Below are 23,899 nucleotides of genomic sequence, written 5' to 3'. Positions count from 1 at the left end.
ATTTGCTTTTAATGGATACCACCTCACTTAAAGCAATCGAAGAAAAGAAATGCTATCATTGTGGTGATGACTGCAAAGATCAAAGCATTTCCCTTGATAGCAAGTTTTTTTGCTGTCAAGGTTGTAAGGCTGTTTATGAAATACTGAATACAGGAAATGCCTGTGAATATTACCAGTTGCAGGAAAACCCTGGGGTTAAATCAAATCAACCTTCACAGGACCTCAGTTTTCTTGATGATGATGGGATCAGGCAAAAGCTTCTTTCTTTTTATGACGGAACCATAAGTAGGGTTACCTTTTATATACCGTCAGTCCATTGCAGTTCATGCATTTGGCTACTTGAAAATTTAAGCCGCCTCCATGCTGGTATTATTCATTCTAGGATAAACTTTATACGCAAAGAGGTTACCGTTACCTTTAAGGAACAAGAAGTTAGTTTAAGGGAAGTAGCCGAATTGTTAGGCAAAGTTGGTTATATGCCTTTGATTAACTTAGAGCACGCCGATGGTAGCAAAAAGAAAATTGACAGAAGCCTCTATTATAAAATTGGTGTTGCCGGATTCAGCTTTGGTAATATAATGATGCTTGCACTGCCTGAATATTTGGATGGTCAGGCGGTAATGGAAGATTCGCTCAAGAAATATTTCTCCTATTTGAGCCTTTTGTTAGCTGTGCCTGCTTTCGTATATGGTGGTTCTGACTATCTGGTTAACTCATGGAGAGGGTTGAAAAAACGTATTCTAAATATAGAGATCCCCATAGCCTTGAGTATGTTCGCCCTTTTCTTTAAGAGTGTATATGAAATACTATCTCATACTGGTGCGGGGTATTTAGATTCTTTGTCAGGTTTGGTTTTCTTTTTGTTGGTAGGGAAGTGGTTTCAAGCACGTACCTACGAAGCGTTGTCTTTCGACCGTGATTTTAGATCATATTTTCCTGTTGCTGTAAAAGGTATTAGAGACGGTAAAGAAGTAAATATTGCGGTTACTGATCTAAAGTCCGGAGACCATATAAGGATAAGGAGCAATGAACTGATCCCGTCCGATGCTGTCATTAGGAGTGGTAAGGGGAGTATTGACTATAGTTTTGTTACTGGCGAATCACGTCCTGTCACTAAATATGAAGGCGACAAAGTATTTGCAGGCGGAAGACAGAAGGGGGCAATTTTGGAATTAGAAGTGCTTAAAGAAGTCTCTGCCAGTCAAATTACAGAATTATGGAACGATGAGGCTTTTGCCAAACCATCAGTAAGTAAAATTTCGGGAATAACCGATAAGGTAAGCTATTATTTTACACCAGCGGTTTTACTGACAGGTGTGGCTGTTTATCTATTTTGGACTCTTACTGACCCTTCGCTGGCTATGCACGCATTGGCTTCAGTGTTTATTGTTGCTTGTCCTTGCATATTTGCCCTGGCTATTCCTTTTGCCTTTGGCAATAGTATGAATACTTTGGGGAATAGAGGTTTTTATCTACGAAAGCCAGATTTATTGGCTAATTTGGCTAAAGCTGATACGATTGTTTTTGACAAAACCGGAACACTTACCCGCACGGACGTGTCTGAGGTTACTTATGAGGGAAAGCCTTTGTCGGAGGAAGAGCTGGCAATGGTATATTCTTTAACAGAACAGTCTACGCATCCATTGAGTGAAGCGCTGTACAGTCATCTTCAAGACAGGAAAAGTTATGTGATATCAGAATTTAGAGAGGAAGCGTCTGAAGGAATTACAGGGAAATGCAATAAGCACATAGTGGTTCTCGGGTCTGCCAAATTTGCTGGGGCGAAGGATGTTTCAGATTGTATCCGAAAGAGTTCTCAGGTGCATGTAAGCATCGACGGGGATTATAAAGGTGTGTTTCTGATTAAAAATAAATATCGCAAGGGGTTTGATGAAATGATCGTGTCATTAGAAAAGGATTACAACCTGCATTTGCTATCTGGCGATAATGAGTCTGAAAAGCCTTACCTGCAAACACTTTTCAGAGACCCTGATAACCTGCATTTTGATATGAAGCCGGCAGATAAGTTGAATTATATTAAAGCGCTAAAGAAAAAAGGACATACTGTAATGATGATCGGGGATGGCCTGAATGACGCAGGTGCTTTAAAGGCTGCTGATTTTGGAATAAGCATTTCGGACAATGTCTATAATTTTTCACCAGCATGCGATGCTATACTTGACTCTAGAAAATTGAGTAGGTTGCACCGATATGTTAGGTATGCCCGTCAATGCTTGACCATTGTATGGATTGCATTTGTACTGTCGCTGGTGTACAATTTCACAGGGCTCGGTTTTGCAGTTCAGGGTATCTTGAGTCCGCTTATAGCTGCCATATTAATGCCTTCAAGTGCTATTCTTATAGTATGTTATGTTACTTGGGCAACTTCTTTAAAAGGAAGGAAGCTGTAAAAAAAAAGGGGAAAATGTCCCCCTTTTTTTTTACAGCTTATGCAATCAATTCAGGTAGAGTGGTCAAAGAAATAACAGTGCTCTTTTGGAACCACTCTTACTTAACTGCTAAAACGAATCCCTGATTGCGTGTTTTTGAATTTATGGTAATTGTGAATGATAACTTTTTAATGCAGGGCCTGGCACACCCTCTATTTTCACAATTCTATCCAGCCTTATTTTTTCTTTGTTATTGGTTATAAGATAGTCACCCTCCTCCTGTAAGGATGCAATACCCTCTATTACGCCTTTGGAGGTATGAAGGACTTCGTGTTCATCAAAATAGAATATTTCAGAGAATATTTCCTTGGTCTTAATATCCTCAATGGTATTTCTGAAGTCCTGCGGAACAGGTACATAGTTTTTGTTCATAACGCTTCCCTTTTAAATGACTATGTTTATTATAATAACAAATTTTCTTTCCCGACTTTCACAGGATCTTCTGCATTTTTCAGTTTTATAAAACCTTTTTGCCTGATGGGCTTTTGGAGTGTAAGTAAGGAGTAAACTCCCTTATTGGCTATTTGATAATTATTTTCTGGCTAATTTGTTTAAGTTTTTTTATTAATCCTGCTTCATTTATTTCTGTAAAAACATATTTCTTAATGCGTCTTTTTTAATAAACATTTCCAAATGTTCCTTGTTGATTTTTTCTAAGCTATGTAAAAAGATAAAGGGTATGCCAACTTTGATAAGGGCAGGAAGGGCAGAAGGTTGGATGTTCGCTTGGTAACGACAAACTAACGCTAATAAATAAGGACTTATGGAGAATAAAGACAATCAAGGCAATTTGAAAGGTACAAGAAATGTAAATGAAAACACAAAGAATGAGCAGTTAGAGCCTTTTAGAGAAGACCCCAAAGACCAACCTATGACTACAGATCAGGGTGTGAAGGTTACAGATGTTGACAATTCACTTACTGCAGGATCTCGAGGCCCTACGCTAATGGAAGATTTTCTGTTCCGTGAGCGAATGACACATTTTGATCATGAGTCTATACCCGAAAGGGTAGTGCATGCCCGGGGTGCTGGTGCCCATGGGTATTTTCAGGTATATGAACCTATGGCTGAATTTACCAAAGCTAAATTTCTGCAAGACCCTAATGTTAAAACCCCAGTTTTTGTCAGGTTTTCAACGGTAATAGGATCCCGTGGCTCGGCCGATACCGTGAGGGATGTTCGTGGTTTTGCTACTAAATTTTATACCGAAGATGGAAATTATGATTTAGTAGCTAATAATATGGCGCCATTTTTTATACAGGACGGAATGAAGTTTCCTGATGTGGTTCATGCTTTAAAGCCTATGCCTGACAACGAAATGCCACAAGCGTCTGCAGCGCACGATACTTTTTGGGATTTTGCATCCCTTATGCCGGAAATATCTCATATGATTATGTGGGTTTTGTCTGACCGTGCTATTCCTAGGAGTTTTCGTATGATGGAAGGCTTTGGTGTACATACTTTCCGTTTTGTTAACGATCAAGGTAAAGCACGTTTTGTTAAATTTCATTGGAGACCTACACTTGGTACCCATTCTCTTGTATGGGACGAAGCGCAAAAACTGGCCGGAAAAGACCCTGATTGGTTGAGAAGGGATTTGTGGGAGGCCATAGAGTCTGGTGATTATCCTGAATTTGAACTTTGTGTTCAAATGGTGGAGGAAGAAGATGAGCATAAGTTTGACTTTGATCTGTTAGACCCGACGAAAATTATTCCAGAAGAGCTTGTTCCTCTTAAAAAAGTAGGAAAGATGGTATTGAACCGCAATCCGGATAACTTTTTTGCAGAAACAGAACAGGTGGCTTTCCATCCAGGCAATGTAGTTCCAGGTATAGACTTTACAAATGATCCGCTGTTGCAGGCCAGGTTATTTTCTTATCTTGATACGCAACTTAATCGGTTTAACAGTGCTAATTTTACAGAAATACCTATCAATAGACCTGTTACACCTGTGCATAATCAAAATGGTGGTGGCTTTATGAAGCAAACCATTAACAAAGGGAAAGTGAACTATTGGCCAAATAGTCTTGGTGGTGGATGTCCAGTAATGGCCAATGGCGATATGAGTGGATTTGTCCACTATATGGAAAAAGTAGAAGGTCAAAAAATTCGCAAAAGAAGCGAAAGTTTTCAAAATCATTTTTCTCAGGCTACTTTGTTTTGGAATAGTATGTCTATGCCTGAAAAAAAGCATATCATTAAAGCTTTGCATTTTGAACTAGGTAAAGTAGAGTCAAAAGAGGTAAGGCAAAGAATGGTCAACGAAATTCTTAACAATATAGACCATGAGCTAGCAGTAAAAACAGCCGAGGGCATAGGAGTGGCTCCTCCAAGCACTTCTACCATGGATAAAATCAAAGAATCTATAAGCAATGCAGTAGCTTCCGGTAGAATGGTGGAAGACTCACCTGCCTTGAGTATAGAACGGAATAAAAAAGCTGATTCTATTAAAAGTCGTAAAGTAGCTGTACTTGTGTCTGACGGTTTTAACTATGATGAAGTAGAGCAGGTAAAAAATAAAATTATGGAGTTTGGAGGTAAGGCAAAAATTATTTCCAAGTTTAAAGGAAAAGTCAAGAGTGCTGAAGGTAAGGAGTTGGAAGTTGATAAAAACCATATTACCACTGGCTCTATTATGTTTGATGCGGTGTATGTGCCAGGAGGCAAAGAGAGTGTAGAGGCTATGAAAAAGCAAGGAGACGCACTACATTTTATCAACGAAGCTTTTAAGCATTGTAAACCAATAGCTGCCAGTAGCGAAGGGGTGGAGCTTCTTGCCGAGTCTGATATCAAAGGTGTAGAAATAGCTGACCAAACCATTGGAAGTGAAATCAAGAAAAGCGAAGGAGTGATTTCATGTGCCAGCCCTGATAATATTCAGCATTTTGGCTGGGAGTTTGTGGAAGCTATAAAACAGCACAGGTTTTGGTCTAGGGAAGAAAAAACCATGGTGCCTGCATAAGAGAAATTAAAAAAGGTAGTGGCTGGAAATTTCAGTCACTACCTTTTTTATTTTCAACCTGGATTATGCAATAGAAAGTTTTAATGCATAAATTCAGGTTCAATACAAGATTTTTCTGTTTAAAAACCACCCGGTAATGCTGCATCGCTCTCGATTTGCAGGCATTACTTCATGTTCCAGGCTGCTGTCAAATATGACTAAGGTCCCTCCATTTGGCGTAACAGTGATGACTTCCTCCCGTCCATTGTCTTTGGGTAAGTATATGGTCAGATGCCCTCCATCTTTTTCTTCCCATTGCTCATTTAAATAAAAGACAGCCGATATTTTTCTTCCTCCATCATTTTTAAACTGGTCCGAATGCCTTTGATACCCTTTGCCTGCGGGATAAATAGCAAAGTGCATTTCCAAGTCTTCCAAGCCGAGGAAGAATGATTGGTTTAAATGCTGGCGGATTTTTTCCAACTGGATAAAATAGGGGTGATTTTGAAAGACATGGTCATTTTGGTCAATCCATTTAATATAGTCTCCCCGGATTTCTTCTTTGACCACTGTGTTTACTTTGTTACCAATCCCTGCTTTTTTGAAATGGCCATATTCGAGATGGCTAAACATTTCATTTTTTAGTAGGGCAATTGAAGTCTCACTGATGAAATGCTCTAGTATCGCATATCCTTTTTCATACAGGTCAGTGCTTACCCTGTTCAGCATATCATCTTCCAGATGACTTTGCTGCAAAATGTTGGTCTCCATTGTTTCTAAGAACAGTCTGCAAAAGGTAACAATTTTTTTATATTGCAAGTGCTTTTAAACGATAAATAGTGTAAAGTTGTTTATATAATCACATACTAAAATTTTGATGGTTTATGAATGTAATGAAGTACATTTTTCTAGCTTTAATGGCCGGTATACTGGTTTCCTGTGCAGGAAGTACCGGAAAAGAAGTTGTTTTTTCTCAGGAGGAAATAGATGAAGAATCCGAACGGCTGAATGAATTTTTTGAAAAAAGATTTAATGAAGGTGTTGAACGGAGTCCCCAATATCAGTCGCGCCTGGGGATCAAGAAAGATTATGATAAATGGGACGACATTTCTGATGAACATGAACTGGAAGAGTTTGAGATAAGCAAACGGAACAACCAGATCATGCGTGACAGTTTTAATTTTGAAAAACTAAACCGCCAGGCACAAATTAGTTACAGGCTCTCTGACTATAATTTTAAAATGAGAGAGGAGGGTATGCAATGGAGGTTTCACAACTATCCGGTAAACCAGCTTTTTGGCCTACACTCTTCAGCGCCTTCCTTTTTGATCAACGTACACAGGATCGACAGTATTCCTGATGCTGAAGACTACATAGCCAGACTAGAGGGCATGGAACCGTTGTTTGAGCAGTTTATGGAAAAAGTAAAGGTTAGGGAAGAAAAAGATATTATGCCACCTAAATTCGTTTACGAAAGGGTAATCAATGATTGTAAAAGCCTACTGCAAGGTGTGCCATTTGACGACTCTGATAAACCTTCAAGTTTGTGGAAGGACTTTACATCTAAAGTAGAAAGCCTGGACATTTCTTCCGAGGAAGAAGAACGGTTGTTAGCTGAAGGACGCAGTGCTTTGACAGGTAAAGTCCAACCTGTTTATGAAAAGCTCATTGATTTTTTACAGGAATCTTCTGAGAATGCTACTACAGAGGATGGCGTTTGGAAGTTGCCTGATGGAGATGAGTTTTACCAATATGCTTTAAGACGAAACACTACTACAGAACTTACTCCTGAAGAAATATTTGAAATAGGAAAGACTGAAGTAGAAAGGATCAGGGGGGAGATGAAAGAGCTGATGGAACAGGTAGGTTTTGAAGGGGACTTGCAAGCGTTTTATGAGTATTTAAGAGAAGATCCTAAGTTTTACTATCCAGATACGGAAGAAGGGCGACAAGCTTATATTTCTCGGGCTGAAGCAATCTTGGATAGCATGAAAACGCTGCTGCCTCGTATTTTTAATACCTTGCCTGAAGCAGAGCTTGTGGTAAAACCGGTAGAGCCTTTTCGTGAAAAATCCTCACCAGCGGCTTTCTATCAATCTCCAGCTCCTGACGGATCTCGACCAGGTATTTTTTATGCAAATACCTCTGATATGCGTGCCATGCCAAAATATGAGATGGAGGCTTTGGCATATCATGAAGGGCTGCCTGGCCATCATATGCAAATTGCCATTGCCCAAGAATTAGAAGGTATCCCTACATTCAGAAGGCTGGGCAATTACACTGCTTATGCAGAGGGGTGGGGGCTATATTCTGAGCTTTTACCTAAGGAAATGGGGCTGTATGAAAACTCTTATTCTGACTTTGGACGTCTGACTATGGAAATGTGGCGTGCATGCCGTCTTGTGTTAGACGTGGGAATTCATTATAAAAAATGGACACGTGAAGAAGCGATTGATTACTTATGTACGAATACACCAAATGCACAAGAAGATTGTAGAAGAGAGATAGAACGTTATATTGTATATCCTGGTCAAGCAACATCTTATAAAACTGGTATGTTGAAAATACTGGAGATAAGGGATTTCGCAAGACAAGAGCTAGGTGAGGACTTTGATATTAGCAGGTTCCATGATGCAATACTTACAGATGGAGCATTGCCTTTAGATATACTTGAAGAAAATATGCAAAATTGGATAGAAAAAGAGAAACAGCAAGAGGAGCTGAGTGGAAGCAAATAAAAAAAGAGGGGTTTTAAGCCCCTCTTTTTTTATGAATATACCTTTATAATAAATACGTTATCTTTTAACTTCTTAATTTGCTGTGGCCGTTTTAGGCTTTTTAGTTGATTGTATTTTGGTAAGTTTATTGGCTCTGCCAGTGAGTCTGCTTTTAGTTCTTCTATAATTTGAAGTAAATATTGAGATTTTACGGCAAAAGCAGCACTTTCTACGCCCATATGTTTCCCACTGATAATCCCTATTACCTGTCCTTTTTCATCCAGAAGAGGGCCACCGCTGTTTCCAGGATTTACAGGTACGGATATTTGGTAAGAAGTGGTGTCGCCTTCATATCCTGTAGATGAGCTTATCGATCCTTCGCCGTAAACAACGTCTTCTTTAGGGAAGCCTAATGTGTAAACCCTTTCTCCAAGGTCGGCTAGATAACTTTCATTAATGGTGTAGGCAAGGTTGCCGAAACCTGTAAATGTGGTGTCTACAATTTTCAGGATCGCTAAATCTCTTTGTTTGTCTTTGTATACCACTTTTGCAGGGTAAACTGTTTCGTCATAAGAACGTTCTACTATAATACCTTTGGCTCCTTTTACCACATGGTAGCTTGTGACAAGGTAACCATTGTCAGAAATGGCAAAACCAGATCCGCTGCAATTGGCTTTAACCGGTGGCGCATTTTTTTCTTCATCAGCCGAATGTATATCTTGCAATATCTCTGATTGGTATTTCTTTATTTTATCTAAATCTCTTCTTAGTTGTTTATAGTGAACACTTTGGCTCTCTTCTAGCGATTTTAGATAGGTAGAGAAAAATGTGAAAGACCAGCCAAGCAATAACAAGATAGAGGCTGCTACAGCTAGCTTGGTAAAATTAAACTTTTTAACTTTCCTTTTAGGAGGCTTTTCTGTTTTTGCTTCTTTATATGGAGGGATTCCCTCATCTAACATTTCTTTATGAAACTTGTTCAGTTGCTTTTTCAATTCTATCCTTCTTCCGTAAAGCTGAAAGTTTTCATAAGTGTCCAGTTGAGATTGGAACAAATCATGAAGCTCAGGATTGCTCTTCAGTTCTTTTTCAAAAGCAATCTTTTCGTTTTCTGTCATACGCCCGGTGATCCAAGCGTCTATTTTTTCCAGTATCAAAACATCTTCATTCATGATCGTCTAAGTTATCCTGGTTGTTGTAAGCACTGAAGAACATTTTTTTTAGCCTCATCAGGCACTTATATTTTTGGTTTTTGGCATTGTCTGGGTTAGTATATCCAAACTTTTCGGTAATCATTTCCATGTTCAGGTTCCTTATGTAAAAATCTTCCAAAATAGTCCTGCAAGGTTCTCCTAACCGACTAAGTGATTTATACATAATGTTAAACCTGATCTCATTGTCCTTTGCTTGGCTGTCTTCTTTTTCTATCTCCAGAAACTCTTCAAAGTCTTCAACTCTGCCAGTATTCTTCGATTTTTCTAACAGTTTTTTTAGCCATTTTCTTCTGCATACCGAATATATATACGTTTTGACCTTGCAGTTAAGTAAAAAGTCGCTGTCTTTTACCTTTTCATACAAGTTAATAATGGCTTCCTGATAGATATCTTTTGCCTCCTGTTCTGAACCATTGTTTTTGGCAATAAAGTGAAGGATCATCGGAAAGTATAGTTTGTAGACTATTTTTAGCACCGATAAGTCCCCTTCTTTAATCCCAGCCGTTATTTCTTCGTCAGAAAGGTGGTTGCTTTTGCTCATTAACTTCAATATTTAATACTTTATTCTTATGTAAGTAACCCAAATTAAAAAAAAATATTTTTTCGTGGGTTACCTTTAATTACTTTTTGTATTAAGGGTACAATTTATATTATTTAACTAGGATTAACTAACCACTTACAATTATGAAAAAAGTATTTGCAAAATTCAGCGCGATCGTATTTTTAGCTTCTATGATGTTTGCTTGTTCTGCTCCAGAAGAAGAGACTGCAAACGATGCTACTGCTGAAACTGAAATTTCTGATGAAGTAGAATTAGAAGGTGATGTTGAAGAACTAGATGCTGAAGTTTCTGCAACTGAAGAAGATGTTGAAGATCTAGATGAGGCTGCTGATGTTGAAGAAACTGAAGAAGAAGGCGCTGAGGACGAAACTGAAGAAGAGGACGCTGAATAATTGATATTATAATACAGCTCTTAAAAAAAAGGCTTGATGGATTTTTACTCCTTCAGGCCTTTTTTTATTTTAGAAGCACATAAAGTTTATTTACTCAACTTCTATTATGCCTATTAACAAAGATGCATTGGTAAGGTATAGGATTATCAATAAATGCCTTACTAATAAAATGCGTAAGTATCCTTCTAAAGAGGAGCTTTGTGAAGCCTGCATGGATGCGCTAGGCTGTAAAGTGTCTTTTCGCACCATTGACAAAGACATCGAAGATATGAGGCATAACGAAGAGTTGGGATATTTTGCCCCAATTGCTTATGACAGAGTGAAAAAAGGGTATTATTATTCAGAGCAAGACTTTTCTATTGACAAGATTCCGCTTAATGAAGAAGAGGTAAATGCGCTTCAGTTTGCCGTTGCTGTGCTGGATCAGTTAAAAAGCATTCCTCTGATGGGACAGTTTTCTGGTGCTGTGGGGAAAATCGTTGAGGCATTTAATTTAAATCGTATCAGTGATAGCGAAACTTTTGACTTTGTTGAGTTTGATAACCCCCCTTATCTGTCCGGCGGCCATTTGTTGAACAAGATTGTAGAGGCGATTAAAGCAAAACAATTGATTGAATTCAGCTATAAAAAACACGGCGAGCAGGTGCTTAAATCTTATAAGCTAGAACCTTATTTGCTTAAAGAATTTAGAAATAGATGGTATGTAATAGGCAAAGATACCAATCATGATAAAGTAAAGGTCTTCGGCTTAGACCGAATTGTTGAATTAGAGATGCTAACCGCTTATTATGAGTCGGATAAGGGGTTTGATAGAGATAAGTATTTCCGACATGCCTTTGGAATTACGTCCATGCAGGATGACCCTGTTGAACTCCTCCTTTCTTTTACCCCTAAAGCTGCAGATTATATAAAGACACTTCCTTTGCATCATTCGCAAAAGGTTGTTAAGGAGTCTGAAGATGAGTGCTTGATACAGCTTTATGTTTTTCCTACCTATGAACTTATGATGCAACTGCTGAGCTATGGTGAAAATGTAAAAGTGGTTGAGCCTGAATCGGTCAAGCAGCAAATGATTGCCATGTTACAAAATGCCTTGGCAAACTATTGACTTTGCTTAACCTTTGTGCATATTTTTTACAAAATTTTCTACCACGCAGTTTCAATGCGTTGTGACGGCTTTTTTTTGTTATAAGTAAACTAAATATGCCTGCTCTTTGATGTTTAGGCAAGGAGTCGGTGGTTAAACTGCGAAATCTATTGCATAATTCAGGTTTAAGATTTTTTACTCATAACAAAAAAGCCTTATGAAGAACAACGACGTAGTTCAGTATATAGAAAAACTGTGTCAAGTGGCAAAGGAAAAAGCTTTGCTGCAGGACAATGAAGATGCGCAAATGTATTTTAATTATGCCTTAAAAAATTGCCAAAGCTCAAACGATTGTCTTGCTGTGTTTCAGCAGATAAACAATTCAGCGCTTGAGAATAAGGAATACTTGGCATATTATGCTTTGTATAAGGCACTGGATAAATCTGATGATGCAGTTATGGAAATGTTTGCTTTAATACGGCATTCGGAAACTGCTGAGGATATAAACAGTCTTTTACAAATATTTCCAGACCCGATATATCACTTTCTTCTTAATAAAGCAAAAAACACTCAAGATAAGAGTTTGGTGGCTTGCATGTTCCTTCCCCAAAGCAGGTATATCTCAGACCCTGATCCAGAAATGGTCCTCGAAGAAATAAACCACTCGCTCGATATTGCATATGATTATTGGAAAAAAGCCTGTTGATTAGTAAACAAAGTTACTGGTAGAATTTCTAGTTGGGGCAAAACGCTAAATCTGACTGTAACCTCGATTGGCTGAACTGGTTGTTCTGGCTAACAGGTACCGTATTGATTTATTTTTTGCCACCTCTTAGAAATTTGCACTTTGTTTTTGATAATTAAACAGACTTTTTTCCTTGTGTTACCATCCTACACTTCTTGAAATAAACCTCGGGTTAAAACTAAAACTTATACCAACCCAAGGGTCTTCTCTTAAAGAATTAAATACATGTACAAATATTGTGCTACCTAAATCTAGTATTTCACATAGTTGTCCTTTTGAGTTTATTACCAGATCAGATAGCTCCCTGTCCCCGTTCATATTATTTCTCTTATCACCCATATCTGTAAACCCTTTTAAAGTAAACAGTCGGCATCTCAGAAAAGTTAATGTTTATGTATGAAAATTTATTTTTTCTTTCATTTAAGTGGTAGCAGCGCTGAAATAGTTAAAGCCTTCAAGCGTTAAAAATAGGCTGACACTTCTGTCTTTTGGAAAAGGGTAAATGGTTTTGGCGCTATATTCCTATATTTGCAGGCAAATGGTGGTGTTTGGAGAAGTCCAGCTTGCTGTTAATTGTGAACTTGATGAAATACGGTATAATATTAATGTTGCTGGGTTGTCTTTACTTATCTGGCTGTGAGCTATCGAAGATTGAGGGGAGTCAAGATGTTTTAGAATCTGCAAAAGTAGACGAAGATTCTATAAGTGGTACTTTTGATGTTTCAGTAGAAGTGGTTAATTATCCAGAGTTTTCCGCTCATCAAAAAAGAATAGATAGCTATTTGCAGAGGCTTCACAAGAGACGACTATTTAATGGGAGCGTGCTTGTAAGCAAAGGTGGAGAAATTATTTTTAAAAAATCTTACGGGTATAGCAACTTTGAGAGAAAGGAGCCTTTGCTGCCAGAATCTTCTTTTCACCTAGCCTCTGTATCAAAGCAATTTACGGCGGTTTCGGTTTTGATGCTTAGGGATGAAGGCAAAATCAATCTTGATGATGACATTACTGAGTATATGCCTGAACTTCCATACGAAGGTATTAAGGTAAGACATTTGTTGAACCATACTTCTGGCCTAATTAACTTTTTGAACTATGTGCCTACTTATTTATGCTATTGGGACAGTTGTAAAATAGCTACCAATACTGAAATGCCGTATATTTTAAGTGATAAACAGCCGAGACTTCAGTTTAAGCCAGGTACAAGGTTCGCTTATAATAACACAGGGTATGTGCTGTTGGCACATCTGGTCGAGAAGGTTTCAGGTATGACTTTTCAGGGTTTTGTGCAGGAAAGGATTTTTGATGTATTAGGAATGACTAACTCTAGAGTAGTTAGTTTGGCTAATGAACCTATAATTCCCAACCGTGTCTATAATTACCAATTGAACCGGTGGGGGTATCAACCTTTCGATGATGATATTAGGAACGGATTTGTTGGAGAAAAAGGGATATATTCGTCTGTAGAAGACCTCTTTAGGTGGGATCAAGCCTTGTATAGTGAAATCTTATTGAAAGAAGAAACCCTTGAGGAACTTATGGGGTATACAAACCTGGATAATGGCAGAAGGGTGCTGTATGGTTTTGGTTGGAGAAAAATCAAAGACAATCCTGATATGGTTTATCATTATGGACATTGGAAAGGAGCTCGGGCTTGTATTATTCGTTACTATAAAGACAATGATGCTATTATCATACTAAATAATACAGGGAGTAGCACTCTTAAAGGAATAGCCAATAAAATCAAGAAAGAGTTGGGTCAAAAATAGTTGTTTGTGACGGTTTTCACTGAAAGTGATATTGAAAATAAAAAAAACCTGTGCTTCTGCACAGGTTTTTTTTTATTGAGTGTTGGAAAATATTAAGCCTTTTCATAATCAATGTTATAGGCACGCATTCCGTGTTCTCCTAAATCCAAGCCTTCAATTTCTTCTTTGCTGCTTACTCTTAGTCCTAGAGTTTTGTCAATTAGGAATAAAAGGCCTAAAGATACTGGGAAAATAAATATTCCAGTTGCTGCAATTCCGATTAGCTGGCTTATGAGCTGTGCTCCACCTGCTTCGCTTCCAAAGATTCCTACAGCCAACGTTCCGAACATCCCACATACAAGGTGTACCGATATAGCTCCTACAGGATCGTCTACTTTAATTTTGTCAAAGAACAAGACAGAGAAAACAACAATCATTCCGCATACAAGCCCAATGATAGCTGCATCAAGTGGAGTCATCAGGTCGGCACCTGCTGTTATACCCACTAATCCGCCCAAGATACCGTTTAACACCATGGTTAAGTCATGAGTTTTTGTAATAATGAATGATGTAATCATTGCGCCAAAGGCACCTGCCGCTGCTGCAAGGCTGGTGGTTACAAGCACTAGAGAAACTTCGCCTGGGTCCGCAGATAGGACAGATCCACCGTTAAAACCAAACCAGCCTAACCATAAGAAAAATACCCCCATAGTGGCAAGAGGCATGCTGTGACCTGGAAGAGGTCTAACTTTTCCGTTTAAGTATTTGCCGATACGTGGCCCTAAGACAATAGCTCCAGCTAATGCAGCCCATCCACCCACAGAATGGACAATAGTAGATCCAGCGAAGTCAATAAATGGCGTTTCAAGCGTTTCAAGGAAACCTCCGCCCCATTTCCACATGCCTACAATTGGGTACATTAAGCCTACAAGAATCAAAGAAAAAAGTAAAAAGCTTTCAAGTTTTATCCTTTCTGCTACAGCACCTGAAACGATAGTGGCTGCAGTAGCGGCAAACATAGCCTGAAATAAGAAATCTGTCCAATAAGTATATTGGCCGTCTTCATATGCGATAAGTCCAGCAGCTCCTTCTGGTGAGCTTACGCCCCAGCCAGCCCAGCCAAAAAATGACCCTTCAAAAGCCTCGCCTGGATACATAATGCTAAAACCCCACATGGCATAGGTAAGTAGGCCTAAGCCTGGAATTATCGAGTTTTTGAAAAGAATGTTGACAGTATTTTTTGCCCTGGATAATCCTGATTCAACTGTGGCAAAGCCCAAGTGCATGATAAATACAAGGGCTGTAGCGATCATAAGCCACAGGTTGTTTACGGTAAATAGTTCATTTGATACTGTTGTTGGTTCCATGTTTTTCTATTTAGCTAGTAATTAGGTTAATAAAATGGTTTGGTATAAAATGGTTATTGGTAATGGTATTGGTAACTTTTAAAGGGCTGAAATGTCCTTCTCGCCAGACCTTATCCGGTAAGCTTCTGTAATGGTCGAAACAAATATTTTACCGTCTCCTATTTCGCCTGTTCTTGCACTTGACATTATAGAGTTGATAATTTCGTCCGCTTTATCTTCTGGTGCTACGATAGTGATTTTTGTTCTCGCAATTGAGCCCAAGTCATATTCATGGCCTCTGTAAACCGTCTTTTCACTTTTTTGATTTCCCACACCTTTTACATCCTCAAAAGTGAAAAAGTCGATCCCGATGGTGTGCAAGGCTTCTTTTACATTGTTGAAATGCGAAGTCCTGATTATTGCTTCAATTTTTTTCATGTCAATGGTCTTTTAGGTTCCTAATTGTAATATGAAGATAAATTTATAATAAATGTTTTAAATTTTCATCATGAATTTATTGAAAAAATTATAAAATAAGGTATTATCTTTAATTGTTTATGTTTTCTATTCTTAAAGTGCAATCTTATGGTCGTGTGTTTTTGAGTCTATCGGATATTTTCAATTTTTTAGTCAAGTTTACTCTTTTTTAGTTAAGTGTTTTATTGGACGGCATTTTTTAAATTTTTTATAGTTTTTTCGATATGTAGTTTAAAATTAAACGGTCTTTTTTAGTTTTTGGTATTTTTGTCTGTTTGTTGGTTTGCGTTTTATAGTAGTTGGTGTTGTTAAAATTTATTGTTTGGATTACCATTTCTTGTTTAAGATAAAATTGTAAATATTTGTTTATAGTCTTTTTTTAGAAAGTTTTTAGGTGTTATTTAAGGTTTTGGATAAAATACTTCCTGTGTATTTGAGTTTTTGTATTGGAAAAGTACAAATACTTGTTCTTGTTTTCCTTATTTATTCGATTATACATTTTTAACCTTTCTTCATTTGCCTTTATGGCTGGCGTTGCTATAAGATTCACTGTTTGGGCTTATTTCGGTTCTGCAATGGTGTTTTTCTTAGGTGAAAAATGCCAGGTGCTTTGTGAATATTATCATTAGAGGGTGGGAAATACTTGAAAAGTTGTTGTGCCAGCTTCAGCTTTTTTTTTACCCGGGATATGGATGGCTAAATATTAAACATTTTACAGTCTGAACTACTTTTTAAAGGAGGTTATCCTATTTTTTACAGGTGGTATGTCTCAGAAAACCGCATATCTTTTTATATTATCAGGCTTATGTTTTACCTACTTTTTGTGTGGATGTTCTGCTTTTAAAGCACAGCAAGGGCAGATAGAAAGCGATTTAGGGGTAAAAGATTCGCTTGTGCATATTCCTTTAGATGATGTTTTTATTTCCATCAAAGATACCGCATATACTCCTTCTGATTCTTTCTATGTTGCCAATTATTATTATATAACCTTCTCTGATTCTTTAATGGCTTATAAGGAAGTCAATGTAGATTCTGCCGGTACTATTTATGTGGACTATAAAGATTCGCTCATATCCTTCCGTGACAGTATTGTAACCTCTAGGGATACATTGTATAAAAAAGACAAGCTGATGTTGATGAAGCTTGAAGATTATGTGCAAAAGGATAATTATATAGCTAAGTTGCTTAAAAATGTGGTAAGGTTTGACAGGAAAGGTGAGGTGAAAGAAGGGGCAGAAGAGACGACCGAGCAAAGCGATAGCTATTTCCAGCAATACGAAGATCGTGTTATCAGAAGTATAGAAATTAAAGTGTTGGATCCTTTTGGGGCTACCATTACAGATCCTGAAAGGCAGGCTAAAAACTTATTAGAAAAAACTGGGAATGTCGTCCATATTAAAAGTAGAAAGTGGCTTATAAAAAATAAACTGCTTTTTGAAGAGGGGGATAAAGTCAACGCGTTTGAAATTGCAGAAAACGAGCGATTGCTTAGACAGTATGAGTATACTTTTGATTCAAAAATAGATATTCTTAACTATCAGGAAGATAATGATAGCGTAGATGTGGAAGTAGTTGTTCAGGATGTATGGAGTAAGTCCATCGGAGGTCGTTATGACCCTCCGATGACGGGAGGGAACCTATCTCTTGGAGATGCCAACTTTTTGGGAACTGGTACTACTATTTCTAATCAAATGCTGATTAGCCCTATGTTGCCTGCTGGCTACAATTACAATGGCAATTTACTGGTAAATAATATTTATGACACTTATTTTACCGGTCACGCACATTATGTTCTAGAAGACGGTGTGAAAAGGTACGGGGTTAGTCTAAACCGTGAATTTATTTCTCCTGCGATAAAGTGGGCAGGAGGCGTTAGTTTATCCTGGCTTGAACAAGGGCATTATCCTTTGCCTTGGGATGATGACCCACCACGTAGTTATATGAATCATCAGGAGGCATGGATAGGTTATTCGAGTAAATTGATTCAGAGCAACAAGCAAAAGCTTAAGGGTAATCGATGGGTGGCTGCATTAAAAGCTTCTAGGGTGCACCATACCGTAATGCCGCCTGACGGTTTTAACAGCCATCAGTTGTTGGGTAGCCTTGGGTATATCAATACCCGTTTTTTCAAGGACAAATATATTTTCCGTTTCGGCCGGACAGAAGATGTGCCAGAAGGTGATTTAATAGCATTTGTGAGCGGCTTTGATCAAGGGCTGAACAATATCCGCAGGCCCTACTTTGGGGTGAACATGGCTTGGAGCCGTTTTAATAGAAACTTAGGGTATTTCTATGGGAACTTTACCCTCGGAGCCTATAGAAATGGAGCCATATGGGAAGAGGGGGCGCTTCATGGTCGATTTATGTACTTTACCCCAATTATGAATATGCACCGATGGAAGTCTCGGGTTTATGTCGGGCTTAGGTACACAGAAGGTATCAATCCGTTACCATGGCTTGAGGTTGATGTAAATAGAAGTATGGGGGTGCGTGGCTTTAATGCACCTGATCTAAGAGGTATCAAAAAAGGGGTTTTAAACCTGGAGTTGAACCTTTTCCCACCACTTAATTTTTTTGGCTTTAACTCAGCGCTGATATTTTTTGCCGATATGGCTTATATAGGGAATGAAGGTTTTTTATTTAAAAACGAAAACCTACAGACAGGTTTTGGTTTTGGTCTCCGCTTTCGAAATGAGCACTTGATTTTTGGAACACTTCAGTTTTTGGTTGGCTTTTACCCTCAAGCCCCCCACGTTGGTAGGCCAGGCTTTCAGTTTTTTGAGCGCAGCCGCTTTTTCTACGAATTTAATCAGTTCCAGTTCCCTAAACCTGCTGCTGCTTATTTACGCCAAATGTAATTCATAGTGTATGATTGACATTTTGAGTTTAAAAAATTTGTTGTTGTTTTATTTTTAATTAATATTGCCCCTTCGTAAGATTAAATTTAATGATACAACTGTGTCATTTAATCTTTTCCTGCTTTTTCGTCTAGGTTACAAAGGTTATTGCAAAAAATACCTCGCTCAGATTTGGGTGCTTCTCATGAGGTAGAATATCCGTGATTACGTAATCTAGGCCAGAAAGGTTTTTTTAGTATTTAGAATATTAATTTTTTTATATAATTTTGAAGGTTGTTGTCATTGTGTAAAATCAGGATTAACCCATAAACTATTTAATATTTATCAATATTGAAAACTAATACCATTTTATTGTCAGTATTTTGCATTTTCCTGATAGCCTTCAGTGCAAATGCAAGTGGAGGCCCCGGTAAAGGAGGTTCTAGCAGTCCGGACAGTACAGGTGAACAAAAGACTGTGCTTCTTTTGGATAATCAAAACTTTGCCAAGCGTTCCAAAGCTCACACAAAGAAAAGTGCTCCTCAAGAAGCAAAAGAGTCAACTTATAAACGATGGACTAACCTAAAATATTCTGGTTATATCAGAAGTTATAACCAAATGCTTAATATGCCTGTCAGGTACGAGGAGCTTCCTGCACAGACAGTTTTCACCTTTAACGGTTTGGATAGACGAGCCGGAGTTTTTACAGGTTATCAAGAACCACTTTTTCTTCTTCGGTTAGAAGGGGCGCCCACCTCAAGAACACACTTCAAGGTTGAATACCACATGGACCATCAGTTGTTCGGTAACTTTTTTGAGAATACCATAGAGCTAGGGACAGGGCCTGGTAGTACAGCCAACAGGAGGATAATGAACTACAGGATTTTTGAATTTACAGCCGGAGCCAATACCAATTTTGGCGATTTTACCTTGACTTCAGGTGGTGGTGTTATTTGGCAAAAAATGAGTCCTTTTACCCTATGGAACTATGAATATAGAGATGATATGTTCGAGCGGTTTCCTTGGGAACCCGAAGGTGCTTCTTGGGCTAGGTATAATACATATTACGCTGACCAAAATATTGCAAGGGACCAAAGATGGGGAAATACTGGTACTCAAGGTTTTGTCCTAGATGGTAGAAATTTGCCGGGAGGTTTTAATTTCAAGGTAATGTATGGTAAAACGGACAATAGTGGTGGTTTCCAAACTTATCTTGCTAGGACTCCTAAGAATATGTTTGCATTTAAAGTAGACAAGACACTTGGCAGGCATAAAGTCGGTGTTAACTATTTTGGTCAAAATGGATTTACAGACAGCCGAGCAAGGTATAGGATAAATCAGGAAATTTTAACTGCTGACGCACGATTAAATTTTAATGATATCAAAATTTATACAGAGTTTGGTGTCGGGCGTTGGAGAGATAGTGTAAATGTATACGATAACCCAGCCAGAGGGGAGTTTGAGGGGGAGATAAGGCCTGGAGGTATAGACTGGGATTGGGACAGAGAAAACATTCTTAACAACCACTGCTTTAACATGCAGGTAGATGTTGCCAAAAGTTTGTTCGGGGTACCCCTTAGTCTTCAAGCATATAGTATAAAAAAATCAGTTGTCAATGTAAATAGCCAAGTGTTAAATACTGCTAACCCTCATGCAGTTGCTACGCCTGCCCTAATATATAGCCCTAATGATATTATGACTATATATAATGGTATCACAGATGTGGGGCAAATGGCTAATAATAGATGGGCTACCAATGCAAAGTATGAAGATACGCATGGCAAGTTGAAAGTCCTGTTTATGATCAGTGCAGGCCAGGAACATGACAACTTGTTTAGTAGTGATACCAACAGTGTTTTCAATAACCCCGATTTTAATTCTGTATCCTTTCATCACAGATCCAACCATTTTACCCGGTCAAGATTTGCATACTTTCAAAGAGATTTAGGACCTTACAACCGGATCATAAGTCAGTTTAGGAGAACTTTTGAGACTATTCGGATTACTGATCCGGTGGCTGATTATAAAAAAGGCTACAACAGTATTGAATATTCTTTGAAGTATAAGTTCAGGGTCTTGGATAGGGACTTAATTGTGTCTAATTACGGTAACTATAATTCGGTTAGGGAAGGTTTCTCTCCTGTCCCGACATTTACAGAGGAAGCTTTCGTAAGAACATTTTATGAGGAGCTTATGACCTTTTATGCAGTTAGCCCCAAGCTAACCATTATAAAGTTCTTTAGCCTTGAAAGGAACTTTGGTAACATGAGGACAGAGCTCGCCGAAAACGGAAAACCGATGAACCAAACGGCATACGGTTATGGCATTGGTCTGGACTATGACTTTTCTAGCCGTGCAGGTCTTTTCTTGAGACATAGGTGGTTAAGCCATACCGATAAAAACTTTGAACTCGACAGGTTCAGAGGTTCAGAATCAACAGTAGAACTTAAAATCTTTTTCTAAATATTCCTAATTCCCAAATATAATGATCAGAAAGTTAGTTTTAATTGCTTTTGTACTTTTGAGTGCTGGCAATATTCTTAAAGCACAGGTTGTTTACTTCAACGGGCTTGGAAGGGCTCTGGTTACCACTGATAATATAGGCGGTGTTGCAATGGATCCTGATCCGGCAGCTGGCCTTACTGATACTATTAACCCAAGAAGTGGTACAGGTGGATATACCATATTTGACCTTGGTGTAAATGCGCAACCAAACGAAAACTTAAGGGCGCATGCGCTTCTTAGAATAAGAAATGAGTTTGGGGGCTTCTATGGAGATGGTAGTTTCCTTGAATTTCGTCAGCTTCGCTTAGACGGGGTATTAGGAAAGGTTTTTAAATACGAAATAGGCGATGTTGATTTAATGTTGACTCCTTATACCTTATATAACTTTGAAGAAATGTACAATGATTTTGAAGCAGATGTTTTTGCTATCAGAAGAAGCATTGTTCATTATGAAAATTTTAATTTTGGAAACAAATGGAGGCTTCAAGGGTTTAATGGTTCGGCAGCTTTTCAATATGAGAAGGGTATCGAAAGGCTTGGTTTCAGAGCTTTTGCCACAAGGACCAATAGAACAAATTTTCTTAATGTGCCTGACCGTGTCCTTGCAGGTGGTAGAATTGATGTTAAACAAAGTAAATACTTGAGTGTTGGTTTGAATGCAACAAACTTTTTTGATATTGTAACTACCGTACCTTCTGATCTAACCAATTATAATAATAGAGTATTTACTGGAGACTTTGCCAGTACTTTAGATCTTGATGCTTTTAGGTTTAAGCTGTTTGGGGAAGGTGGTCTTTCTAACTATAGCTATGACCTTGATGGGGTAAATGTTACCAGAACGGATGACAACTACTTCTACGACATGGGATTGTCTGGGGAATACAAGCCTCTTCAAGCTAAAGTGGCGGTGTCTTATAGAAATGTTCAGCCTGACTTTCTCAGTCCTGGAGCACAAACCAGAAGAATATTTGATGGTGGAATTGGAGATTTAGATCATCAAATTTACCCGTTCCTTGGCAATCAAGAGGTGTATAGGAATCCAATGTTGTTTGATAGGATTACTCAAGAGTATGGCTTAAGAAACCTTACTATCCAACCTACGTTAATGCCTTTTTTGCCGCAGTATAATAATATTACTCCATATGGAACAGCAACACCAAACAGACAAGGTTTTACTGCTACAGTTTCTGCTGGAGAGGATGATAAAATACTTAAATTTAATGCAACGGCTGACCTTTTAACTGAGATTGTGGGGGTTGGTTCGCCTGGAACTAGGACTTTTACCGGACTAAGAGGAGGTATGGTTCTTAATGTAAATCGTATATTAGGATGGGAAAAGGCGATTGCTTTGAATGGTGGAATTAGGTATGAAGATACAAGGAGAGAACAAAATCCAATTAATTTCCAAAGTACTTTGTATGATGCGGGATTATCTATTGAAGTTTTGACAGGTTTAGATATTTTAGGTGGATATAAATTGTTGGTTGCAAGTGGAAATGAATTTGTTCCAGTATATGATTCATTTAACTTTATTTCTGATTATGACGATCTTAGCCTAGATTTAACTGAAGATATACTTGCCTTTGGTGTAAGGTATAGGTTTAGTAATAATAGCTATTTTACCTTCCAGGGACATTTTGCAGGTTTTACAAATAGAGTAAATATCACTGGTGATGAACGTTTCCCGGGCAATTATAGCATTAATCAGGCGTTCTTAAACTACACTATGGTTTTTTAATGCCATTTACTAAAATTTAATTATGAGCAAGGGTTCACTTATCTACAACTGTTTTAGGAAAGGATTTGCTGTTGCTACTCCTTTTCTTCTCTATCTGGTTTTCTCCACATCTGGGTGCGGAACCAAGCAAGAATTTTCCGGTACAGAGCTTGTTGTAGCACCAGATGATTTTGAGGTTTTTGAAAATTCGTTTGAAGTTTCTCCGAAATCGGTAAACTTAGAACGAGAAGATGTGTCTTTTAAAGCGGAATTTAACCACCGTGTTTCTTGGCGGATAAGGTTAAAAGGCCTTACCTCTGGTGCTGAGAAAATGATTAAAGGAGTGGATGATCATATCAATGCTGATCTCGTCCGTTGGGATGGAGGACATGATGAGCTTTACTTTTTTAAAAAAGATGAAAATGTGGCCGTGGAGCTTTCTTTTATGGGTAGCAAGTTGGTAAAAAGGGACACAATAAAAATTTCTGCGGCTAAATTGTTTAGTCCACCTGGGACAAGAAGTAGCATTATGCTTAGTAATGATGATAACCGTAACTCTCGTGAAGGCTTTGAAGGTATCTTTAATTTTAACTCAGCTACTTGGACATTTGGTCCTTATCCGGATCCGGGAGAACAGATTTTCTTTGGTCAGGATAAAATGGAACGTGATAACCATCCTCCTGTGCAAGGAGAGTTCGCTTTGACGCTCCATGGAAATGATAGGAACGACGATTATTTCGTTACTGGTATCAAACGTGCATTGACTAACCAAGAAATAGAGCGTATGCCTTCCGATCCCGATTCTGTTTATATCAACATTTATATATATGGCCGAGGACATGCTGCCACTAAAATGAATGTGTCGTGTGAAGAAGCAGATGATGGAGGTTCTGAACATATAGAGAATAAACATGATGCGTGGGAGCACCAATTGAGTTTCGATCATCGTGGCTGGAAACTGTTTAGCATTAGATACTCTGACCTTACTAGGTCTGCTAACCCTGACTATGGTGGTAACGGTAATGGAAGAAGAGAACCGCAGTATTTGAGAGGTGTTGGGTTCAACCTTGTTTCGTCTCCTCCGGGAAATGAAGTAAAAGCTACGTTCGATTTTCCAATAATTACCTTCGGAAAACCGTTTAATCCTAAGTAACAGCGTAAATA

The 23,899-nt window shown here is 38.3% G+C and carries 18 protein-coding genes; 11 read left to right on the top strand and 7 right to left on the bottom strand.

The features are described 5' to 3' along the window. Positions 1 to 11 precede the first annotated feature (11 nt). Complete coding sequence (locus RCC89_18740) at positions 12 to 2,411, top strand: heavy metal translocating P-type ATPase metal-binding domain-containing protein (protein ID WMJ75185.1); 2,400 nt, start codon at positions 12 to 14, stop codon at positions 2,409 to 2,411. Positions 2,412 to 2,552: 141 nt separating this feature from the next. On the opposite strand, the gene RCC89_18735 is transcribed toward RCC89_18740, so the two are convergent. Then, the gene (locus RCC89_18735) at positions 2,553 to 2,822 is read right to left on the bottom strand and encodes a hypothetical protein (protein ID WMJ75184.1); all 270 of its coding nucleotides are present in this window, start codon (positions 2,820 to 2,822) and stop codon (positions 2,553 to 2,555) included. A 391-nt stretch (positions 2,823 to 3,213) separates the two neighbouring features. Between RCC89_18735 and RCC89_18730 the strand changes: the two genes are divergently transcribed. Continuing rightward, entirely contained in the window at positions 3,214 to 5,412 is a 2,199-nt protein-coding gene (locus tag RCC89_18730; GenBank protein ID WMJ75183.1) for a catalase, read from the top strand. Between the two features lie 99 nt (positions 5,413 to 5,511). On the opposite strand, the gene RCC89_18725 is transcribed toward RCC89_18730, so the two are convergent. Further along, entirely contained in the window at positions 5,512 to 6,162 is a 651-nt protein-coding gene (locus tag RCC89_18725; protein ID WMJ75182.1) for a 2OG-Fe(II) oxygenase, read from the bottom strand. A gap of 122 nt (positions 6,163 to 6,284) precedes the next feature. On the opposite strand from RCC89_18725, the gene RCC89_18720 reads away from it, so the two are divergent. Further along, positions 6,285 to 8,129, top strand: a complete 1,845-nt coding sequence (locus RCC89_18720) for a DUF885 domain-containing protein (GenBank protein ID WMJ75181.1) — start codon at positions 6,285 to 6,287, stop codon at positions 8,127 to 8,129. 29 nt (positions 8,130 to 8,158) lie between these two features. On the opposite strand, the gene RCC89_18715 is transcribed toward RCC89_18720, so the two are convergent. Continuing rightward, on the bottom strand, positions 8,159 to 9,280 hold the full coding sequence (locus RCC89_18715; protein WMJ75180.1) for a serine protease: 1,122 nt from the start codon (positions 9,278 to 9,280) through the stop codon (positions 8,159 to 8,161). Beyond that, the gene (locus RCC89_18710; protein WMJ75179.1) at positions 9,273 to 9,863 is read right to left on the bottom strand and encodes a sigma-70 family RNA polymerase sigma factor; all 591 of its coding nucleotides are present in this window, start codon (positions 9,861 to 9,863) and stop codon (positions 9,273 to 9,275) included. The genes RCC89_18715 and RCC89_18710 overlap by 8 nt, the downstream gene beginning before the upstream one ends. Positions 9,864 to 10,054: 191 nt before the next feature. On the opposite strand from RCC89_18710, the gene RCC89_18705 reads away from it, so the two are divergent. The 3 genes from RCC89_18705 to RCC89_18695 all read left to right on the top strand — a co-directional run bounded on the left by RCC89_18705 (position 10,055) and on the right by RCC89_18695 (position 12,069). Then, the gene (locus RCC89_18705) at positions 10,055 to 10,276 is read left to right on the top strand and encodes a hypothetical protein (protein WMJ75178.1); all 222 of its coding nucleotides are present in this window, start codon (positions 10,055 to 10,057) and stop codon (positions 10,274 to 10,276) included. A 106-nt stretch (positions 10,277 to 10,382) separates the two neighbouring features. Further along, entirely contained in the window at positions 10,383 to 11,384 is a 1,002-nt protein-coding gene (locus tag RCC89_18700) for a WYL domain-containing protein (protein ID WMJ75177.1), read from the top strand. Between the two features lie 196 nt (positions 11,385 to 11,580). Further along, the gene (locus RCC89_18695; protein WMJ75176.1) at positions 11,581 to 12,069 is read left to right on the top strand and encodes a hypothetical protein; all 489 of its coding nucleotides are present in this window, start codon (positions 11,581 to 11,583) and stop codon (positions 12,067 to 12,069) included. Positions 12,070 to 12,246: 177 nt separating this feature from the next. On the opposite strand, the gene RCC89_18690 is transcribed toward RCC89_18695, so the two are convergent. Further along, complete coding sequence (locus tag RCC89_18690; GenBank protein WMJ75175.1) at positions 12,247 to 12,447, bottom strand: hypothetical protein; 201 nt, start codon at positions 12,445 to 12,447, stop codon at positions 12,247 to 12,249. Between the two features lie 245 nt (positions 12,448 to 12,692). On the opposite strand from RCC89_18690, the gene RCC89_18685 reads away from it, so the two are divergent. Further along, entirely contained in the window at positions 12,693 to 13,874 is a 1,182-nt protein-coding gene (locus RCC89_18685) for a serine hydrolase domain-containing protein (protein ID WMJ75174.1), read from the top strand. Between the two features lie 92 nt (positions 13,875 to 13,966). Here RCC89_18685 and RCC89_18680 read toward each other — a convergent pair whose 3' ends face one another. Beyond that, the gene (locus RCC89_18680; GenBank protein ID WMJ75173.1) at positions 13,967 to 15,220 is read right to left on the bottom strand and encodes an ammonium transporter; all 1,254 of its coding nucleotides are present in this window, start codon (positions 15,218 to 15,220) and stop codon (positions 13,967 to 13,969) included. Positions 15,221 to 15,298: 78 nt separating this feature from the next. Next, on the bottom strand, positions 15,299 to 15,637 hold the full coding sequence (locus tag RCC89_18675) for a P-II family nitrogen regulator (GenBank protein WMJ75172.1): 339 nt from the start codon (positions 15,635 to 15,637) through the stop codon (positions 15,299 to 15,301). Between the two features lie 803 nt (positions 15,638 to 16,440). Between RCC89_18675 and RCC89_18670 the strand changes: the two genes are divergently transcribed. The 4 genes from RCC89_18670 to RCC89_18655 all read left to right on the top strand — a co-directional run bounded on the left by RCC89_18670 (position 16,441) and on the right by RCC89_18655 (position 23,888). Then, positions 16,441 to 18,534 (top strand): hypothetical protein, encoded by a 2,094-nt coding sequence (locus tag RCC89_18670; protein WMJ75171.1) that lies wholly within the window; start codon positions 16,441 to 16,443, stop codon positions 18,532 to 18,534. 351 nt (positions 18,535 to 18,885) lie between these two features. Then, positions 18,886 to 20,976 (top strand): hypothetical protein, encoded by a 2,091-nt coding sequence (locus RCC89_18665; protein ID WMJ75170.1) that lies wholly within the window; start codon positions 18,886 to 18,888, stop codon positions 20,974 to 20,976. A 22-nt stretch (positions 20,977 to 20,998) separates the two neighbouring features. After that, on the top strand, positions 20,999 to 22,756 hold the full coding sequence (locus RCC89_18660; GenBank protein ID WMJ75169.1) for a hypothetical protein: 1,758 nt from the start codon (positions 20,999 to 21,001) through the stop codon (positions 22,754 to 22,756). A gap of 22 nt (positions 22,757 to 22,778) precedes the next feature. Then, entirely contained in the window at positions 22,779 to 23,888 is a 1,110-nt protein-coding gene (locus tag RCC89_18655; protein ID WMJ75168.1) for a hypothetical protein, read from the top strand. Positions 23,889 to 23,899: the final 11 nt, after the last annotated feature.

The sequence above is a fragment of the Cytophagaceae bacterium ABcell3 genome, from assembly GCA_030913385.1.
GTDB lineage: Bacteria > Bacteroidota > Bacteroidia > Cytophagales > Cytophagaceae > ABcell3.
The sequence above is the reverse complement of the archived record's forward strand: the minus strand, read 5'-3'. Positions and strand labels throughout refer to the sequence as shown.

Coding starts and splice junctions, on each gene's coding strand:
- RCC89_18720 (WMJ75181.1), top strand. CDS start 6,285: ATGAAGTACATTTTTCTAGCTTTAATGGCCGGTATACTGGTTTCCTGT.
- RCC89_18740 (WMJ75185.1), top strand. CDS start 12: ATGGATACCACCTCACTTAAAGCAATCGAAGAAAAGAAATGCTATCAT.
- RCC89_18695 (WMJ75176.1), top strand. CDS start 11,581: ATGAAGAACAACGACGTAGTTCAGTATATAGAAAAACTGTGTCAAGTG.
- RCC89_18715 (WMJ75180.1), bottom strand. CDS start 9,280: ATGAATGAAGATGTTTTGATACTGGAAAAAATAGACGCTTGGATCACC.
- RCC89_18725 (WMJ75182.1), bottom strand. CDS start 6,162: ATGGAGACCAACATTTTGCAGCAAAGTCATCTGGAAGATGATATGCTG.
- RCC89_18730 (WMJ75183.1), top strand. CDS start 3,214: ATGGAGAATAAAGACAATCAAGGCAATTTGAAAGGTACAAGAAATGTA.
- RCC89_18735 (WMJ75184.1), bottom strand. CDS start 2,822: ATGAACAAAAACTATGTACCTGTTCCGCAGGACTTCAGAAATACCATT.
- RCC89_18655 (WMJ75168.1), top strand. CDS start 22,779: ATGAGCAAGGGTTCACTTATCTACAACTGTTTTAGGAAAGGATTTGCT.
- RCC89_18685 (WMJ75174.1), top strand. CDS start 12,693: ATGAAATACGGTATAATATTAATGTTGCTGGGTTGTCTTTACTTATCT.
- RCC89_18675 (WMJ75172.1), bottom strand. CDS start 15,637: ATGAAAAAAATTGAAGCAATAATCAGGACTTCGCATTTCAACAATGTA.
- RCC89_18700 (WMJ75177.1), top strand. CDS start 10,383: ATGCCTATTAACAAAGATGCATTGGTAAGGTATAGGATTATCAATAAA.
- RCC89_18710 (WMJ75179.1), bottom strand. CDS start 9,863: ATGAGCAAAAGCAACCACCTTTCTGACGAAGAAATAACGGCTGGGATT.
- RCC89_18690 (WMJ75175.1), bottom strand. CDS start 12,447: ATGGGTGATAAGAGAAATAATATGAACGGGGACAGGGAGCTATCTGAT.
- RCC89_18680 (WMJ75173.1), bottom strand. CDS start 15,220: ATGGAACCAACAACAGTATCAAATGAACTATTTACCGTAAACAACCTG.
- RCC89_18670 (WMJ75171.1), top strand. CDS start 16,441: ATGTCTCAGAAAACCGCATATCTTTTTATATTATCAGGCTTATGTTTT.
- RCC89_18660 (WMJ75169.1), top strand. CDS start 20,999: ATGATCAGAAAGTTAGTTTTAATTGCTTTTGTACTTTTGAGTGCTGGC.
- RCC89_18705 (WMJ75178.1), top strand. CDS start 10,055: ATGATGTTTGCTTGTTCTGCTCCAGAAGAAGAGACTGCAAACGATGCT.